Annotated in this window: 13 protein-coding genes, 1 other RNA gene and 1 pseudogene; 8 read left to right on the top strand and 7 right to left on the bottom strand. The window is 71.4% G+C overall.

Annotated features, from left to right (window positions below):
* Window positions 1-27 precede the first annotated feature (27 nt).
* Window positions 28-1884 carry a bifunctional 3'-5' exonuclease/DNA polymerase gene (locus AB0I32_RS07830; protein WP_357504556.1) on the top strand — a complete coding sequence of 619 codons (1857 nt, stop codon included), beginning with the start codon at window positions 28-30 and terminating at the stop codon, window positions 1882-1884.
* 61 nt (window positions 1885-1945) lie between these two features.
* Here the strand turns inward: AB0I32_RS07830 and mtnN are convergent, their stop codons facing one another.
* The 3 genes and pseudogenes from mtnN to AB0I32_RS07845 all read right to left on the bottom strand — a co-directional run bounded on the left by mtnN (window position 1946) and on the right by AB0I32_RS07845 (window position 5010).
* Window positions 1946-2647 carry a 5'-methylthioadenosine/S-adenosylhomocysteine nucleosidase gene (gene mtnN / locus AB0I32_RS07835; protein ID WP_357504558.1) on the bottom strand — a complete coding sequence of 234 codons (702 nt, stop codon included), beginning with the start codon at window positions 2645-2647 and terminating at the stop codon, window positions 1946-1948.
* A gap of 104 nt (window positions 2648-2751) precedes the next feature.
* Window positions 2752-3201 (bottom strand): annotated as a pseudogene (locus AB0I32_RS07840) (S-ribosylhomocysteine lyase); the annotation flags it as partial.
* A gap of 30 nt (window positions 3202-3231) precedes the next feature.
* A complete protein-coding gene (locus AB0I32_RS07845) occupies window positions 3232-5010 on the bottom strand; it encodes a SulP family inorganic anion transporter (protein WP_357504560.1) in 1779 nt (592 codons plus the stop codon).
* Between the two features lie 134 nt (window positions 5011-5144).
* On the opposite strand from AB0I32_RS07845, the gene AB0I32_RS07850 reads away from it, so the two are divergent.
* The 3 genes from AB0I32_RS07850 to AB0I32_RS07860 all read left to right on the top strand — a co-directional run bounded on the left by AB0I32_RS07850 (window position 5145) and on the right by AB0I32_RS07860 (window position 7721).
* The gene (locus AB0I32_RS07850) at window positions 5145-6083 is read left to right on the top strand and encodes a Nif3-like dinuclear metal center hexameric protein (RefSeq protein WP_357504563.1); all 939 of its coding nucleotides are present in this window, start codon (window positions 5145-5147) and stop codon (window positions 6081-6083) included.
* 130 nt (window positions 6084-6213) lie between these two features.
* Entirely contained in the window at window positions 6214-6972 is a 759-nt protein-coding gene (locus AB0I32_RS07855; RefSeq protein WP_357504565.1) for a C4-type zinc ribbon domain-containing protein, read from the top strand.
* Window positions 6969-7721, top strand: coding sequence for a histidine phosphatase family protein (locus AB0I32_RS07860; protein WP_357504567.1), 753 nt, complete (start codon window positions 6969-6971; stop codon window positions 7719-7721). Before AB0I32_RS07855 ends, AB0I32_RS07860 begins: the two co-directional genes overlap by 4 nt.
* A 140-nt stretch (window positions 7722-7861) precedes the next feature.
* Here the strand turns inward: AB0I32_RS07860 and AB0I32_RS07865 are convergent, their stop codons facing one another.
* A complete protein-coding gene (locus AB0I32_RS07865; protein ID WP_357504569.1) occupies window positions 7862-9193 on the bottom strand; it encodes an MFS transporter in 1332 nt (443 codons plus the stop codon).
* A 58-nt stretch (window positions 9194-9251) separates the two neighbouring features.
* Window positions 9252-10079: a peroxide stress protein YaaA gene (locus tag AB0I32_RS07870; RefSeq protein ID WP_357504571.1), complete on the bottom strand. Its 828-nt coding sequence runs from the start codon at window positions 10077-10079 to the stop codon at window positions 9252-9254.
* A gap of 48 nt (window positions 10080-10127) precedes the next feature.
* On the opposite strand from AB0I32_RS07870, the gene AB0I32_RS07875 reads away from it, so the two are divergent.
* Both AB0I32_RS07875 and rnpB read left to right on the top strand, forming a co-directional pair.
* Window positions 10128-10511, top strand: coding sequence for a tautomerase family protein (locus AB0I32_RS07875; protein ID WP_357504573.1), 384 nt, complete (start codon window positions 10128-10130; stop codon window positions 10509-10511).
* Window positions 10512-10549: 38 nt separating this feature from the next.
* An RNA gene (gene rnpB / locus AB0I32_RS07880) (RNase P RNA component class A) lies at window positions 10550-10948 on the top strand.
* Window positions 10949-10972: 24 nt separating this feature from the next.
* Here rnpB and AB0I32_RS07885 read toward each other — a convergent pair.
* Both AB0I32_RS07885 and AB0I32_RS07890 read right to left on the bottom strand, forming a co-directional pair.
* On the bottom strand, window positions 10973-12265 hold the full coding sequence (locus AB0I32_RS07885; protein ID WP_357504575.1) for a tyrosine-type recombinase/integrase: 1293 nt from the start codon (window positions 12263-12265) through the stop codon (window positions 10973-10975).
* The gene (locus AB0I32_RS07890; protein WP_357504577.1) at window positions 12234-12995 is read right to left on the bottom strand and encodes a hypothetical protein; all 762 of its coding nucleotides are present in this window, start codon (window positions 12993-12995) and stop codon (window positions 12234-12236) included. Before AB0I32_RS07890 ends, AB0I32_RS07885 begins: the two co-directional genes overlap by 32 nt.
* Between AB0I32_RS07890 and AB0I32_RS07895 the strand changes: the two genes are divergently transcribed.
* Together AB0I32_RS07895 and mobF are read left to right on the top strand one after the other, a co-directional pair.
* Window positions 12994-13197, top strand: a complete 204-nt coding sequence (locus AB0I32_RS07895) for a helix-turn-helix domain-containing protein (RefSeq protein WP_357504578.1) — start codon at window positions 12994-12996, stop codon at window positions 13195-13197. The two genes, AB0I32_RS07890 and AB0I32_RS07895, sit on opposite strands and share 2 nt — an antisense overlap.
* A 462-nt stretch (window positions 13198-13659) precedes the next feature.
* Complete coding sequence (gene mobF / locus AB0I32_RS07900) at window positions 13660-17274, top strand: MobF family relaxase (protein ID WP_357504580.1); 3615 nt, start codon at window positions 13660-13662, stop codon at window positions 17272-17274.
* Window positions 17275-17363 lie beyond the last annotated feature (89 nt).

Here is a 17363-nt window from a genome sequence, read left to right on the forward strand (position 1 = left end):
GTCAGTGGGCCGGTGCAGACTGGGCCCATGCACACGGTGATCTCGCGGGAACCCTCGGGCACCGGCCTACGGCCGGTCTCCGACTCCGGTGTGCCCGCGGGGGAGCCGCGCATCATCGACACCGCCGGCCTGGCCGGCGAGGTGGCCACCGAAGAGTCGTCCCAGGTCCGCTGGACCTGGGACGACACCAACAACTGGTACCCGGCCCTGCTCGCCGAGGGCGTCCGCGTCGACCGGGCGCACGACCTGCGCCTCGCGCACGCGGTCCTCCGCACATCGGTGCTCTCGGCTCGTACCGCGCTCGCCGAGGCAGGCCCCGGCGCGTGGGACCGCCTCGCGCCCGTCCCGCCACCAGGCGGGCCGACTGCGGCCGCGCTGCTCCGTCCCGACCGGCACCCCGGCGCCGAACCGCTCTTCGACCTCGGCGAGATCGCCGCACCCCCGACCCGGTCCGGGACCGACCAGAACAGCCGGCGCGAGGGCGACGAGCGGCCGAGCGGCCCGGAAGCGCCGAGCGCTGGGCAGGGGAACGGCGAGACCCTCGACCCCGCCGCCGAGCTCGCCGCCCAGCTCGCGGCGCTCAAGGACAGCACCGAACCCGGCCGCCTGAGGCTCCTGCTCGCGGCCGAGTCGGCCGGTGCGCTCGCGGCCGCCGAGATGCACCATGCCGGGCTGCCGTGGCGCGGCGACATCCACGACGAGATCCTCACGGAGGCACTCGGCCCGCGCCCCCGGCCGGGTGCGCGCCCGGCGAAGCTCGAAGCGCTCGCCCACCGGATCCGCGAGGCCATCGACGCTCCGCCGACGCTCAACCCCGACTCCCACCCGGACCTGCTGCGCGCCATGGAGTACGCGGGCGTGGGCGCCCGGAGCCTGCGCAAGTGGGAGCTGGAGAAGCTCGATCATCCGGTGATCGCACCGCTGCTCGAGTACAAGGGCCTCTACCGCCTCTACACCGCCAACGGCTGGAACTGGCTGGACACCTGGGCCCCGGACGGCCGGTTCCGGATGGAGTACGTGGTCGGCGGGGTGGTCACGGGCCGCTGGGCCAGCACGGGAGGCGGCGCGCTGTCGCTGCCCCACAACGTCCGGCGGGCGGTGACCGCCGATCCGGGCTGGACCTTCGTCGTCGCCGACGCCGCTCAGCTCGAGCCCCGGGTGCTGGCCGCCCTGGCCCGCGACGAGCGCATGGCCGCCGCGGGGCGCAGCAAGGACGGTGCGAACACGGACATGTACGCGGGGATCGTCGCGACGGGCGCCGTCGACTCCCGCGAGCACGCGAAGGTCGGCATGCTCGGCGCCATGTACGGGGGTACCACCGGCGTCAGCGCACAGGTGCTGCCGCGGCTGGCCCGCGCGTTCCCGCAGGCCATCGACCTGGTCGAACGTGCGGCGCGGGCGGGCGAGCGCGGTGAGAGGGTGACCACGCGGCTCGGCCGCAGCTCCCCGTTGCCCGGCGACTCGTGGGCCGCCGTCCAGGGTTCCGCGTTCGACGAGGACGCCGGGGCCGACGCCCAGTCGCGTGCCCGCAGCCAGACCCGGTCCTGGGGACGGTTCACGCGGAACTTCGTGGTCCAGGGCACCGCCGCCGAGTGGGCGCTGTGCTGGATCGCGTCCATCCGCCGCCGGCTCTGGGCGATGGGGGAGGCCTCTGCCGAGGTCGCGCCCGGGCTGGCGCCGGCACCGTTCGACAGGCGTCCGCACCTGGTGTTCTTCCTGCACGACGAGGTAGTGGTGCACGCACCGGCGGCACTCGCCGAGCAGGTCGCACTCGAGGTGCGCGCCGCCGCGGACGAGGCCGGGCGCCTGCTCTTCGGCGACTTCCCGGTGGACTTTCCGCTCAGCGTCGCGGTCACGGAGAGCTACGCGGACGGCAAGGGCTGACACCGGGTCGCAGCAGTCCGGGAAGCAGCGGCCAGGCAAGCAGCGGCCAGAGGCGAGCCCTTCAGCCCGCGAGCAGCCCGACCGTCGCCGTGACCACCTGCGCCGAGCGCAGTGCCGCGTCGTCCACATGCGTGAGGAACTCGGTGCCGTCGGGCGCGCACAGGTCGGAGACGGCCCGCACCGAGACGAACTCGGCGCCGAAGTTGTGGCACAGCTGAGCGAGCGCCGCCGACTCCATGTCGATGGCGAGCATGTCGGGGAAGTCGGCGCGGAGCCGTAGGGCGAGGTCGGCGGTGGCGAACTTCTCGCCCGAGCCGATGGTGCCCTCGCGCAGCACCTGACCCGCGACGGTCGCGGCGCCCTGCCGGACGGCGCCGGCGAGGCGTGGCGCGGCGTCGTACGCCTCGGGCATGCCGGGCACCTGGCCGAGCACGTACCCGAAGGCGCGGGCGTCGGCGTCCGCGTTGACGAGGCGCGAGCCCAGCACCACGTCGCCGACCGCGACGTCCTTGCCGAGCCCGCCTGCGCTGCCCGCGCTGATCAGCGGCACGTCCACGCCGTGGCGGAGGATCGTGCTCGTGCCTGCGGCCGTCGTGTTGACGAAGCCGATACCGCTGCGCACCAGCACGACCGGCTGTCCGGCAAGCGTGATGTGCCGGAGCTCGGCACGGCCAACGCGCTCCGGCTCGCCCACCTCGGATGCGAGGTCGAGGAACGGCGCGGCCTCGTCGTCCATCGCCACGAGCACGACGGCGACGGGCATTCCCGCGCTCACTGCTCGGCGGCCGCGTCGCGCGCAGCTGCGGCACGGGCGGCCGCGTCGCGTTCGGCGGCGTCGGCAGCCGAGGCCTCGCCGGGGGCGCCGTCGGCGAACACCTGGGACCAGACACCGCGAGCCGACAGGAACACGGAAGCGGCCTCCTGCGCGCCGGCCAGGGTGTGGTTCGCACCCCAGCCGCACTGCACCTCGTTGGCGGCGGGAACCTCGGTCGCGGCGACGATGTCGCGCATCGTCGCCTCGATGAGGCGCAGCACGTCCTCGTAGGGGGGCTCGCCCTGCAGCATCAGGTAGAAGCCGGTCTGGCAGCCCATGGGGGAGAAGTCCAGGACGGCGTCGGAGTGGTTGCGCGAGTGCTCGGCGAAGAGGTGCTCGAGCGAGTGCACGACGGGCATCTCGAGGTGCGCGACGTTGGGCTGCGTGAACCGCACGTCGTACTTGACGAGCACGCCTCCGGCCGCAAGCTCCTTGCGGTCGGCGAGGCGCACGTACGGGGCGGCCACGGCGCGGTGGTCCAGGTTGAAGGACTCGACGTTCATGCGGGGTGCTGGCTCGGTCACGGTACGAGCCTATGCCGTCTGTGCCTGCCGGACATGCGAACGGGCGTGCTCGACCGCCGCGGGCAGGTCGGCGAACAGGTGGCTCTCGTGCCGCAGCATCCGGTGCAGACCCACGGCCTCCAGCAGCCTGCGGTGCTGCGGCTGAACGCCCTTGACCAGCACCATGACGCCGCGTCGCTCGAGCTCCAGCACCAGGTCGGCGAGGGCGCGGGCCCCGGTGGCGTCGACGAGCTGCACGTGGGAGAGGCGCAGGATCACCACCTCTACCGTCTCCGTCTGCGCCGTGACCTCGCCGAGGATCCGGTCGGACGCCCCGAAGAACATCGCGCCGTCGAACCGGAACAGGGCGATGCGCTCGTCGCCCTCGTGCGCGACACCGGGCAGCGGCTCGCGGTGCACCGACGTCGCCCCCGCCACGGCCCGCAGCGCGAAGAACGCGGCGACGAGCAGGCCGATCTGGACGGCGTCGATGAGATCGAACGCCACGGTGATGACGGCGGTGACCACGAACGTGAGCGCGTCCGGACGCGTGGACGTGAGCACCGAGCGGATGGTCGCCGCACCGATCATGCGGAACGACGTCACCATGAGCACCCCCGCCAGCGCGGCGAGCGGTATGCGCCCCACCGGCCCCGTGGCCAGGTAGATCACGGCGAGGATCACCAGCGCGTGCACGACGGCGGACAGGCGGGTGCGGGCCCCGGAGCGCACGTTGACCGCGGTGCGCGCGATGGCGCCGGTCGCGGGGATACCGCCGAACACGCCGCTCGCGAGCGACGCCAGGCCCTGGCCCACCAGCTCCCGGTCGGGGTGGTAGGGCCCGGTGCCCTGGTCGCGGGTCTGCTCCCCGGCGTCGGCCGAGCCGTCACCGCCGCGCTTGGCCGGACGCCCCGCGGACATCCCGGCGGCGACCCGCGCGGACAGCAACGACTCGATGGCGGCGAGTGCGGCGATCGCGAGGGCCGCGCCCACGAGCTCGCGGACGGCGTCCGGCGTCGCGTCGGGGAGCACCGGGAACGGGAGCGAGCTGGGCAGCTCACCGATGCGCGGCACGGGCGCGTCCAGCACCTCCGCCAGCACGGTCACCAGCGCGACGGCGACGAGCGACGCCGGCAGCGCGCTGGCCACGCGCGGCAGCACGAGCATCACCGCCGCGACGACGGCCACCACGCCGAGGGTCCAGATCCAGGTGGGGGTCCCGCCGCCGTGCACGACGCCGTCGACCACGCTGCCGTCGACTATCGCGCCCGACGGCCAGAGCGCCGTCCCGACCGAGCGCACGGCGGTGATCAGCGTGTTGTGCCCGGTCTCCGCAGTGATGCCGACGGCGGCCGGCACCTGCTGCAGGAAGATGATGGCCGCGATGCCGAGCGTGAAGCCCTCGACCACCGGCCACGGGATGTAGGTGACCACCCGGCCCAGCCGGAGCAGGCCGCAGACCAGCACGATGGCCCCGCCGAGCAGTGTCACGAGCGCCACGGAACTCACGCCGTGGTGCGCGACGATCGGCGCCAGGACCACCGCCATGGCACCCGTCGGGCCGCTGACCTGCACGTGCGAACCGCCGAACACCGCTGCGACGATCCCTGCGACCACGGCGGTGACGAGCCCGGCGGCCGGTCCGACCCCGGAGCTGACGCCGAAGGCGAGTGCCAGCGGCAGGGCGACGACGCCCACCGTGATGCCTGCCAGGAGATCCGAGCGCAGGGTCCGGGGCCGTAGGTCGTAGTCGGCCCGGGACGGCACAAGGTCTCGTATGTCGACGCGCTCACGGATGGAAGCGAGCATCCTGGCGCGCATGGTCATAGGCCCGCCGGAGCGGTGATTGACGGTGTCCCCCACAAGTGAATGACCGTAGCAAGAGCACGCCCCCTTCGCCTGGTGAACGGCCTGGTAGGAGGCCCCGTACTACGCTGCGATCCGTGAGCAGCAGCGACGCCCCCGTGCCCGACCCGTCACCCGAACCGCCCGGCACCACACCCCCCACGCTGGCCCAGGTCGTGCGCGCCCTCGACGGCCTCTACCCGCCGTCGACGGCGGAGGGCTGGGACGCCGTCGGGCTGGTCGCCGGCGACCCGGCCGCACCCGTGCGCAAGGTGCTGTTCGCGGTCGACCCGGTCACCGCCGTCGTCGACCAGGCCCTGGACTGGGGCGCCGACCTGCTCGTCACGCACCACCCGCTGTTCCTCCGCGGCGTGAGCTCCGTGGCCGCCACCACCTTCAAGGGCGCCATGGTGCACCGGCTCCTGACCGGCGGCTGCGCCCTGCACGTCGCGCACACCAACGCCGACGCCGCCCCGCGCGGCGTGGCGGACGCCCTCGCCGACCTCGTCGGCATCACCGACCGGCGTCCCCTCGAGGTGAGCGCAGCGGGCGAGCCCGACGGCCACAGCACGGAGCGCGGCATCGGCCGCGTCGGACGTCTCGCCGAACCCACCACCCTCGCCGACTTCGCCCGCCGCGTCGCGGCAGCGCTGCCCGCCACCGCACAAGGCATCCGCTTCTCCGGCGACCCGGACGCCGTCGTGACCACGGCCGCCGTCCTCGGCGGCTCCGGCGACGGCTACTTCGACGCCGTCCGCGCGGCCGACGCCGACGTCTACGTCACCTCCGACCTGCGCCACCACCCGGCCTCCGAGCTGCGCGAACGGGCCGAGTTCGAGGCCCGCGCGGCCGGGACCGACGGCCCCTCCGGCACCCCGTTCCTCGTCGACACCGCCCACTACGCCAGCGAGTGGCCCTGGCTGCGCTACGCCGTCGAGGACCTCGCCGCGGCGCTCGCGGCGGACGGGCTCGCGGTCGAGGCGCGCGTCAGCGAGCTCGTGACCGACCCCTGGACGGGCCAGGTCCCGTCCCGCTGAGCCGCCTGCCGAGCCGCCCGCTGAGCCGCCCGCTGAGCCGCCCGCTGAGCCGCCCACCGAGTGGACTCCGCGCGGGCACGCGCGAGGTAGCGTTGGACAGCCCCCAGAACCCGACCGAGAGGACGCCCTCGTGGCTACTGCACCACTCGAAGACCAGCGCAGGCTGCTGGACGTCCAGGCGCTCGACACCCGTGTCCAGCAGCTCGCCCACCAGCGCAAGAACCTTCCGGCGCTCGCGAGGCTGACCGAGCTCGACGGCCGGATCGCGGACCTGCGCGCCTCGCTCGTCGAGTCGCGCACCCGGGTGGCCGACCTGAGGCGAGAGCTGACCAAGGCGGAGTCCGACGTCGAGCAGGTCCGGAACCGCGCCGACCGGGACCAGAAGCGGCTCGACTCGGGTGGCGTCGGCGCCAAGGACGCCGTCGCGCTCACCGACGAGCTCCGTTCGCTCGCCGCGCGCCAGGCAGCGCTGGAGGAGGTCGAGCTCGACGTCATGGAGCGGCTCGAGGCGCACGAGGAGGCGCTGTCGACCGTCGAGGCCGCCAACGGCGAGCTCGTCGCCGAGAAGGCGAAGGTCGAGGCCGAGCGCGACGCCGGCTGGGCCGAGATCGACGCACAGATCCAGGCGATCGCGGGCGAGCGGGCCAAGGCGGTGGACGGGCTCGACGCGGCCCTCGTCACGCTGTACGAGAAGATCCGGGTGCAGCAGGGCGGCACCGGCGCCGCGCTGCTCAACGGCAACCGCTGCGACGGCTGCCGGATGGATCTCCCGCCGGCCGACCTGGCAACCATCAGGAGCGCGGCCCCCGACGCGGTCGTGCGCTGCGAGGAGTGCGGCCGGATCCTGGTGCGCGTCGCCGGCGCGAAGACCGGCGCTGCCGCCGGATGAGCGAAGCGCCCGGGTTCGACACCCACCGGCGTCCGCCGGCCGCGGCCACCCGGTTCGACGGCGCCCTCCCGCTCACCGTGGTGCTCGTCCGGCACGGGGTGACGGCCCTGACGGAAGCCGCCGCATACTCCGGGTCGGACGGCCCGGGCCCGTCCCTGACGGCGCGCGGCCGGCTGCAGGCGGCGCAGGCCGCCGACGCCGTCTTCCGGGTCGGACGCGCGGCCCGCACCGGAGCGGGTTCAACGGGCGGCATGCGCAGCGGCGGCCTGTGGCCGGACCTGCCCCGCCCGACGGCGCTCGTCGCGTCGCCGACCGCGCGGACCCAGGAGACGGCTGCCGCCGTCGGACGGCGGCTCGGGCTGCACGTCTCCACCGACGAGCGCTTCGCCGAGTGCCGGTTCGGGGAGTGGGACGGGCTCACCGCGCCGCAGATCGAGCAGGGCTGGCCCGGCGAGCTGGCCCAGTGGCACTCGACGGGCACGTTCGTGCCGCCCGGCGGGGAGTCCTACGCGCAGCTCGGCGCCCGGGTCTGGGACGGGCTCACCGACCTGCTGGCCGGTGGCGTGGACCGCACCGTGGTGACGGTGGGCCACGCGGCGCAGATCCGCACCGCCGTCGGGCAGGCGCTGGGTGCGCCCGCGTCACACTGGGCGCGGCTGCGTGTCCCGCCCGCCTCGCTCTCGGTCGTGCGCCTGTGGGAGGACGGCACCACCGAGGTGACCGCCGTCGGCGTCCCCACCGACGGTTGAACGGGACCCGCGGGGTGACGGAGGCGGTGACGGGCTGCCGGGGGCGACATCTCGCGGGCAGAGTGTGTTGCTGTCCGTAGACAACGTCTACTCTCGGCAACCAAACCTGGGCAGCAGGTCCTTCCCCACGACGTTGCGCGCTAGTGTCCGGCTACCGGGTCGGTGACCGGCTCACTCCCCGGACGGCGCAGCGTTCCTCGGGCGAAAGCCGGCGCGAGCGGTATCAGGGCCAGCACCAGCACCGCGGACAGGATGAACCCGATCCGTAGGCTGAACGCCCCGACCAACCCCGTGAGCACCGCACCGAGCAGGGCACCCACATAGTTGAACTGGTTGAAGCGCGCGATCACGGCGTCGGTGCGGGCGCGGTCGGGCTCGGTCGCCGGGCCGCCGGTCGCCGAGCCGCCGATTGCCGAGTCTGCCGCCGAAACCGCAGCGATACGTCCCGCTGCCGAGAAGCTGAGCGGCGCCACGAGGGCGATCGAAGCCCCGAGGACCGCGAAGCCCGCCACCGCCACCGGCCAGGACGGCGCGAGCGCGACCAGTGCCAGCGCCCCGAACGCCACGACTGCCCCGATGCGGAGCAGCGGCACCACGCCGAACCGGGTCACGAGGAGACCGCCCGCCAGGCGGACCACCATCGAGGCCACGAGGTAGGGGAGGGTGGCGAGCGCGACCAGGTTGCCGGGGGCGCCCAGATCGAGCGCGAGGAGGACGGGGCCCCAGGCGGCCGCGGCGGTATCGGCCATGTAGAACACGACCAGCCCGGATCCCACGAGCCAGATGGGCCGCCACGGGATCGGTCCCGCAGCAGCAGCCACCACAGGGCTTGCGACCGGCCGCGTCAGGCCGGCCCCGCCGTAGGACATCCCGGGTGTACCCTGCGGCTCCCGTGCGACCCGCGGCAGGTACGGCGCGAACGCGATCACCAGCGGTACCACGGCGACGAACACGCCGACCGTGAGGGAGAGGTGCCCTGTGGCGAGCGCGATGACGGCGGCGCTGATGCCACCGGTGGTCCAGTACCCGTGGGCCGACGGCAGGATCGGCCGGCCGTACCGGTGCTCAAGATCGACGGCCTGCATGTTGGTGGTGGCGTCGACCAGGCCGAGCGCGAGGCCGTAGACGGCGATCGCGCCCACGAACACGCCGACCGCGGGGGCCAGCGTGAGTGCAGGGACGACCACGACCATCAGGAGCAGCCCGAGCCGGAGCATGAGCGCACTGCCGGAGTGCCGCACCACGTGCTCTGTGACGAGTGATCCCACGCCGGCGAGCAGCACCATCATGAGCAGCAGCAGCGAGAGCGTCACCTCGTCGAGCCCCCACCGTTCCAGGAACCGTGGCAGGCGGGTGGTGAGGCTGATGAAGACGAAGCCCTGCGCGAAGAACGCCGCCGCCACTGCGACTCTGGCGCCCGTCAGGCTGCTGCCTCCGGCGACGTCGCTGCCGCCCGTCTGGATGATGCTCATGAGCCGCCATCCAACCGCTCTATGGGCGCGGGCGCCAGACCTCTTGCCGAGGTTGTGCTCAGGCGAGCACGAGCTCCAGCGTCCGCGGGCCGCGCGGCCTGCCCTCCAGGAGGTTCGCCTCGATCAGCGTCTGGTCCTTGCCCGAGCCGATCTCGGTCAGCATCACGGATCCGACCAGCTCCTGCGCGGCCTTGAGCACGTCCTCGCTGGTCCGGGCCTCGTGCTCCCGGCGCAGCAGGTGCCCGGCCAGCACGCCGCGCGTGTGCTTCGCGTTGTGCGAGACGACGGTCCGCTTGCCGTCGGTCTCGCGGAGCACGCGCACCTCCACCCATTCGGCGGCCCCGTCCCCGGTCGTCCGGGGCTTCCAGGCGGCGACGTACGTGGCGGACCGGCAGTCGACGACGACGTCACCGGCGGCCCGGGCGTCGAGCACCTCGGCGAGGGCGGGCTTCCAGAACGTGGCGAGCCGCCCGACGTCGGGCAGGCCGACGCCCATGCTGAGCCGGTAGGCGGGGATGCGGTCACCAGGCGCGACGACTCCCCAGAGCCCCGAGAAGGTCAGCACGCTCGCCTGGGCGCGCTGCGCTGCGCCGTCCGGCAGGGTGGCCAGGCCTGCTGCCGCGTACAGGACCCCGGTGTACACCTCCGCCGCGCGGCCCGACGGCGCGTCGTGGAGCGCCGTGTTGCGCGCCACCTCGTCGGCGAGGCCGTCGCTGACCCCGAGGGCGGTGGTCGCATCGGGCCTGGCGCTGACCCGCGCGAGATCCGCGAGGACCTGCTCGCGCCGCTCGGTGAGCTCCGGGTGGACCAGTGCGCCCAGGTCGAGCGGGGCCGCGCCGTCGGGCGCCGGCGTCTTGCCCTCGGAGGGCGGGAGGAGCAACATCACCCGCTCAGCCTAATTTGCCGGGCGGGATGGCTCGGTAGGTTGGCGAGCATGGCCCAGGTCAAGGTGTACGGAAACCGGTCGGTATGGGGCGAGCGGCGCGCGGAGATCTCCGACGCGTTGCACGAGGCGCTCGTGCGCACCTGGCAGCTCCCGGCGGACAAGCGGTTCCACCGCTTCCTCCTCCTGGACGACGGCGACCTGGTCGCCCCGCGCTCGGACTCCTACCTGGTCGTGGAGATCGTCTGCTTCACCGGCCGCAGCCGGGAGGCCAGGCGCGCGCTGATCGCCGCGCTGTACGACGACGTCGCGCCGCGACTCGGGCTGGATGTGAACGATCTGGAGATCGTGATCCTGGAGAGCCCGAAGGAGAACTGGGGAATCCGCGGGATGTCGGGCGACGAGCTGTCGCTGAGCTACCGGGTCGACGTCTGAGCGGATGTTCTCCGGGCAGGTACTCTTCTACCTGCGGACGAGTCGGTCGGACGGTCGCGTTGGGTGCCTTCGGGCGCCCGCCGAGGAACGTCCGGGCTCCACAGGGCAAGGTGGTGGTTAACAGCCACCCGGGGTGACCCGCGGGACAGTGCCACAGAAAACAGACCGCCCTCGGTCTCAGGACCGGGGGTAAGGGTGAAACGGTGGTGTAAGAGACCACCAGCGCTGCCGGTGACGGCAGCGGCTAGGTAAACCCCACCTGGAGCAAGGTCAGACAGACTGTGTTTGAGGGCTGCCCGCCCGATTCTCTTCGGAGAAGCACAGTTGGGTAGACCGCTCGAGCCCTGCGGCAACGCAGGGCCTAGATGGATGGCCGTCGCCTGCGTTGGGGTAACCCGGCGCGGGAACAGAACCCGGCGTACAGACCGGCTCGTCCGCTTTTAACGCTCTGACCAGCGCATTCAGGCTGCGACGGGGTGCGCAGTCCGCAGAGAGTCCGCAAGAACTGCGCCGAGGACACTGTCCACCGCGTCGCGGGTCCGGTCGTCGTCGTCCGGCCACAGGTGCGAGTAGGTGTCCAGCGTCTCGGCTGCGGACTTGTGTCCGAGACGCGCTTGCACGACCTTCACCGACGCTCCGCGCCGGATGAGCAGGCTCGCGTAGTAGTGCCTCAGGTCGTGGAACACCATGGCACCCCGGGGGAGGTCGCCGAGCGCTGCTCGTGCTGACTCGATCAGCGTCGGGCTTGCATCGTCGGGCGGGACGAGGCCCGCTGCTCGCGCCTGGACAACGAGCGCACCCGCCTTGGCGGTTGACGTTCCGAGAGCCTTCGCGACCGATCCGACCCGGTCCTCAGGTGAGGCGTTCAGCCATGCGAATGCCGCGAGCACTGTTCGCCGTGCTGCCGTCCAGATCTCGTTGAAGCCAGAGCGGCGGAGCGCTCCGCCCTCGGAGTTGGTGAAGATGAGTCCGTCCGGGCCAGTCGGATAGGTGGCGAGGTGTGCGGCGATTGCATCGACCACCGTCTGTGGCAACGGGACTTCCCGCTCCGAGGCCTCAGTCTTTAGTTCGCCGAACGCAGGGGGAGCACCGCTGACGGATACAAGCTGTCGGTCAACGGTCATGGTCCTCCGCATGAGGTCGACTCGATCCAGTGTGAGTCCGAAGACCTCGCCCTGCCGGAGTCCCGTGCCTGCGGTTGTGACCACGAGCGCCCGGTAACGGTCCGGGACCACGTCTCGGAGGCTGAACACGACCTCCGTCGAGAGGGGCACGACCTTCTTCTTGCCGGGCTTGGGCGCTGTAACCGTGACCGTCGGGCTCACTGCGATCTTGCGGTCACGCACCGCTGACGCCAGCACAGCCGAGACGTACCGGTGAATGACGACGACTGTCGCCGGTGCCAACTTCTCGCCCAGCGTCTTGTCGAGCGACCTGATGTCCGACGGCGTGATGTTCTTGAGCCGCTTCTGGCCAATCGCGGGGTACACGTGGTTAGTGAAGTGGCGCCGGACCAGATCGGCGGTCGATGTCCGGTGGCTGGCGATTGCGCGCCAGGTCTCCGCGTACTCGTAGAACGTGATGTCACCGGCCTTTGGGTGGACGTATTGCCCGGTGACGATGCTGGTCGTCACCTCGTCCAACCAACGCTGAGCGTCGGCCTTGCGGTCGAAATGACGGGAGTGCTCGTGCTTGTCGGCGTCGCGGTAGCGGGCTCGCCACTTACCGTTCGGTCTCTTCTTGATGGAGGCCATCGGCCTTTCCTTCCTGTGGGGTGTCGGGGTTGGTGAGTTCTCGGGGGTCTTCGCGGAGGCGGATGCCGTGTTCGGCGCGCCAGTCGGCGGGTGAGAACCAGACGCGCTCGCGGACACCGAGGATCGCTCGATAGAGGTCAGCGACCTCGGCGTTCGCCCGACCATCGCGTTCTAGTTGCACTTGCTCGTGAGCCACGTCACCGATGGCGCGGGTGGTGTACGTGAGTGCTTGACCGATCTGTTCGACATCGGCCAGGGCATCCCATCCGGGGACCTTGACGGCTGTGTCGATCGCGTCGTCCAGGGCTCGGCGCTCGCGCTCGAACGCGAGGGACGCTGCCAGTGCTCGCTTGGCCAGTTCGGTGGTCTGTCGAGCACTGGTTGCCACGGTGCGTGATGCTGTGGCTAGCTCTGGCTCTGCGAGCAGGTCTTCGGTGCGGATGTCGAGGACAGCCGCCAGATCGACTGCCTCAACGAACTTGAGGGGACGTTCTCCTTTCTCGATGGCGGACGTCGTGGCCTGGGACCACTTCCACCCGCGTTCGCGCATCCAGCCGGCCAGCATCTGCTGGCTGACGGCGCCGCGATGCTTGGTGAGGTTCTGTCCAACTTGGACGTCTCGTTGGTCTGCCACACTGCCAACGATATCGGCGAATCTTGTTGACTGCCAGTAGAAATCATGATGAAATAAATCTCCAAGAATTCTGCAACCAAGGAGACTGGTCGTCATGGAATCTGATCCGCTACTGCGCACGCGGGAGGTCACTGACCTTCTGGGTGTGCCGGAAAACACGCTGCGCTGGTGGCGGCATATCGGGAAGGGACCCGAGTCGTTCCGGCTCGGCCAGCGCCGGGTTGTCTATCGGCGTTCCAAGGTGCTGGCGTGGCTGGCGGAGCAGGAGGCGGCTGGTGCCAAGCGCACAGCGGCCTGAACCCTCCCGCAGGGAAAGGCATGAAAACGGGGCTCGGACACTTCGGTGTCCGGGCCCCGTTGCCGTTGACGGCAACGCCACCGGCCCGCACCGGCCCGCCCCGGCGATGCGCCCCGAGACGTCCGACGCCACAGAGTGGGGCATCGCCCGGGGGCCCCACCCCGCTGTCCCCTCCTACCTGGCTTACGTGACTACGCAGACGCACGTTGCAGCGAGCTGGACACATGCAGCATGTGCACCGAGCAACGGCAGCAGAACGGACTACGGCACGAGGCTGGCAAGTTGCAGGCGGGCGACGGCGTACGCGGGGTTGGTCACTTGGCAACGCAGCACACCTCAGGCAGTTGAGGAGCGACGGAACCGTTGGCGTTGGTACGTTTCGGCACCGTTGGTCGGCGGCCCGCACACCTCGCCCGCACACCCCAAGGGTGGTGGTTCGTCGTGGCGGTGAGCATCGTTCCGATGAGCGTCGGCAACGGGACCGAGTACCTGACCGGCTCGGTGGCCAACGGTGACTGCGGCGCCCCGAACCTCGGCGACGAGCTCGGCCTGGACCCCGTCACCGCGTACTACACGGCAGTGGGCACCCCACCCGGGTACTGGCTCGGAAGCGGCGTCGCGGACCTCGGCGGCGGCGTACTGGTCCAGGGTGACCGCGTGACGACCACCCAGCTCCAGCGGCTCCTGGAAGCAGGCCGGGACCCGGTCACGACCGAGCCCTTGGGCCGGGCCTACCCGAAGATCGTGCCGCTGCGTGAGCGGATTGAGAACCGAGCCGCTGCCCTGGACCCGAACCTGAGCCCCGCGGACCGGAAGGCCGCGGTGGACGCGATCGTGCGGGACGAGACGCTGGCCGGAAAGCGGACAGCGGTCGCCGGGTTCGATCTGACGTTCTCCCCAGCGAAGTCGGTCTCGGTGCTGTGGGGCCTCTCGGACCGGAACACGCAGGCGATCATCCTGGGTGCGCACCGGGCGGCGATGGCCGAGACGATCAAGTTCATTGAGGAGCACATCGCCGCGACGAGGATGGGTACCGATGCCGGGGACGGGTCGATCATGCAGGTGGACGTCTCCGGGGTGATCGCGACCGCGTACGACCATTGGGACTCGCGTGCGCACGACCCGCAGCTGCACACGCACCTGGTGATCGCGAACAAGGTTCGGGCCCTGGTCGACGGCAAGTGGCGCACCCTGGACTCGAGAGCGTTGTTCAACGCGAACGTCGCGTTCAGCGAGCACTACAACGCCGTCCTGGCCGACCGGCTGACCGGCGCCCTCGGTCTGAAGTGGGAACGACGCGTCCGGGGCAAGGACTGCAACCCGCGGATGGAGATCGTCGGCGTCAGTGACGAGCTGATCGAGGAGTTCTCCAACCGGTCGGCCGAGATCGAGCACTGCGCCGACCAGCTCATCGACGACTACCGGGAGAAGCACGGGCGTACCCCGGCGCCGGGCACGATCAACCGGCTGCGGGAACAGGCCACCTTGGAGACCCGCCCGCCCAAGACCATCGAGTCCCTGGCCGACCTCTCGACGCAGTGGCAGGAGCGTGCTGCGCGCATCCTGGGCCAGGACCCGACCGCGTGGGCGCAGGGACTTCTGTCCGCTGCTCTGGCCGAACCGGGCCGGGTGTTCACGTCCGGTGATGTTCCCCAGGACGTGGTGGACATGGCGGCCTCGGTGGTGCTGGGTGTGGTGGGGGACAAGCGGGCCACGTGGAAGCACTGGAACCTGTGGGCCGAAGCCGAACGCCAGACCATGCACTGGCGCATGGCCACCCACCACGACCGCGTCCAAGTCGTGGCCCGGATCGTCGCCCAAGCCGAGGGCGGCTCGGTCACCCTGACCCCACCGGAGTTGGCTCCGACACCCCTGGGTATGCAGCGCGCGGACGGGTCCAGCACCCTGCGGCCCAAGCACTCGACCGTGTTCACCTCCCAGGCCGTCCTGGACGCCGAGAAACGCCTCCTGGGGCTCATGGGCGACCACACCGCACCAGCCCTGGGAACCAAGTTCCTCCGGGCGGTCCTGGACCAGAGTGCCCGGGATTGTGTGCTCGACCCTTCGCAGGCAGAGGCCATCACGGCGGTGGCTGGTTCTGGGCGGCGCCTGGACCTGCTGGTGGGTCCGGCCGGGACCGGGAAGACCACGACCCTGCGCGCGCTGCGCACCCTATGGGAAGGGCAGCACGGCCCCGGGACCGTCGTCGGTCTGGCGCCCTCTGCGGCCGCTGCTGACGTCCTGGGCACCGAACTCGGGATCGAGTGCGAGAACACCGCGATGTGGCTCACCCGCCACCACCACGACCGCGCCCAGTTCACGGCCGGGCAACTGGTGATCGTGGACGAGGCATCCCTCGCCGGGACGCACACCCTGGACCGCCTGACCCGTGCCGCCGTCGAGGCCGGCGCCAAGGTGCTCCTGGTCGGCGACCCCGCCCAGCTCCCCGCCGTAGAGACCGGCGGAGCCCTGACCCTCCTGACCAACGAGCGCGCCCGAACGACCGGCGACGTCCCGACGCTGACCGAGGTCCACCGCTTCCACGCACCCTGGGAGAAGCACGCCACACTCCGGCTGCGCGACGGCGACCCCGGAATCCTGACCACCTACCAGGAGCACGGGCGCATCCAGGCGGGCACCACCGAGGACATGACCGACGCCGCCTATGCCGCGTGGAAGAGTGACACCGAGGCCGGACTGTCCTCGGTGCTGGTCGTGCCGGACACCGCGACGATGAACGAACTCAACCGTCGAGCCCGCGCCGAACGCGTCCTGACCGGCCGCGTCTCCGACGGCCGCATGGTCCGCCTGGTCGGGCAGACCCGCGCCTCAGCCGGAGACCTCATCCTCACCCGCCGCAACGACCGCACCCTGCGCCACGGACACGCCGGATGGGTCCGCAACGGCGACCGCTGGCAGATCACGACCGTCCACGACGACGGGTCAGCCACCGCGCAGCGCATCGACCCCGACGCGCACACCGATGCCCGCAACGCCCACCGCCAGCAACTCAGCGGTCAGACAGTCCGCCTGCCCGCCGCCTACGTGGCCGAGCACGTCGACCTCGGATACGCGATCACCGCACACCGCGCCCAAGGCCTCACCGTCGACACCGCATACACAGTCGCGAGCCCGAGCATGAGCCGGGAAAACCTGTACGTCGCCCTCACCCGAGGCCGCGTGACCAACACCGTGTTCGTGCCCGTCGACCAGCCCGACCGGAACCACAACCACGAACACGCCATCGGCGCGGACATCGACCCCGACCTGCCCGACCTCGACGCGGCCCGCACTGTCCTGGCGGGCATCCTGCACCGCGTCGGCGCCGAACCCTCCGCACACCAGACCCGGCACGACGAGAAACACCGCTGGGGTTCCATCGCACAGCTCGCCGCGGAGTACGACGCCATCGCCACCCACGCCCAGCGACCCCGCTGGACCCATCTGATCGCGCACGCCCTGGCCGGGAAAGGCTTCACCCGACGTGACATCGCCCAGGTCGTGGAGTCCGACGCGTTCGGGCCACTGTGCGCCGAACTACGCCGAGCCGAAGCAGACGGCCACGACGTCTACCGCCTCCTGCCCCGGATCGCAGCCACCAGGAGCCTGTACGACGCGGACGACATCGCTGCCGTCCTGCACGACCGACTCGGCCGTGCAGCCACCCGCACACCCACCAGCCGGAATCGGGTCGCGGGGCTGATTCCACAAGCGCAGGGGCAGTTCTCGCAAGACGTTCGTGAAGCCCTTGATCGGCGTGCCGAGCTCATCGAACGCCGCGCCAGCACTCTTGTCGCGCAAGCTCTCCGTGAACGCCACCCCTGGACGCGCCACCTACCAAGGCGCCGACCTGGCACTAGCGGGCGCGAGTGGCGAGATGCTGCGATCGCGGTCGCCGCCTACCGGGAACGCCACGGGGTAATAGCGGATAGCTTGCTAGGAGACCCGCCTTCTACGCTCACTCAACGCGAGGACGCACGCCGGGTACGAACATATGTGGAGAACCTGGCCAGTGTCAGTTATGCACCTGACGCGCGTACTGATCCCGATCGCGCGCCTGGCGCCGCTCTTGGCTAGGGGGAGTGTACAAAGACGTCAGGCCCGGGCCCGAGGCTTATCTGAGCCAAGCAGGTCCGAGCCTCGCCAATTGCGGCAAGCAAGCAGAA

This window comes from Promicromonospora sp. NPDC050249, from assembly GCF_040656015.1.
GTDB lineage: Bacteria > Actinomycetota > Actinomycetes > Actinomycetales > Cellulomonadaceae > Promicromonospora.

Bases quoted from the DNA above. Each gene is read 5' to 3' on its own strand.
- AB0I32_RS07830 (WP_357504556.1), top strand. From the start codon at position 28: ATGCACACGGTGATCTCGCGGGAACCCTCGGGCACCGGCCTACGGCCG.
- mtnN (WP_357504558.1), bottom strand. From the start codon at position 2,647: ATGCCCGTCGCCGTCGTGCTCGTGGCGATGGACGACGAGGCCGCGCCG.
- AB0I32_RS07845 (WP_357504560.1), bottom strand. From the start codon at position 5,010: ATGCTCGCTTCCATCCGTGAGCGCGTCGACATACGAGACCTTGTGCCG.
- AB0I32_RS07860 (WP_357504567.1), top strand. From the start codon at position 6,969: ATGAGCGAAGCGCCCGGGTTCGACACCCACCGGCGTCCGCCGGCCGCG.
- AB0I32_RS07865 (WP_357504569.1), bottom strand. From the start codon at position 9,193: ATGAGCATCATCCAGACGGGCGGCAGCGACGTCGCCGGAGGCAGCAGC.
- AB0I32_RS07875 (WP_357504573.1), top strand. From the start codon at position 10,128: ATGGCCCAGGTCAAGGTGTACGGAAACCGGTCGGTATGGGGCGAGCGG.
- AB0I32_RS07885 (WP_357504575.1), bottom strand. From the start codon at position 12,265: ATGGCCTCCATCAAGAAGAGACCGAACGGTAAGTGGCGAGCCCGCTAC.
- AB0I32_RS07895 (WP_357504578.1), top strand. From the start codon at position 12,994: ATGGAATCTGATCCGCTACTGCGCACGCGGGAGGTCACTGACCTTCTG.
- AB0I32_RS07890 (WP_357504577.1), bottom strand. From the start codon at position 12,995: ATGACGACCAGTCTCCTTGGTTGCAGAATTCTTGGAGATTTATTTCAT.
- mobF (WP_357504580.1), top strand. From the start codon at position 13,660: ATGAGCGTCGGCAACGGGACCGAGTACCTGACCGGCTCGGTGGCCAAC.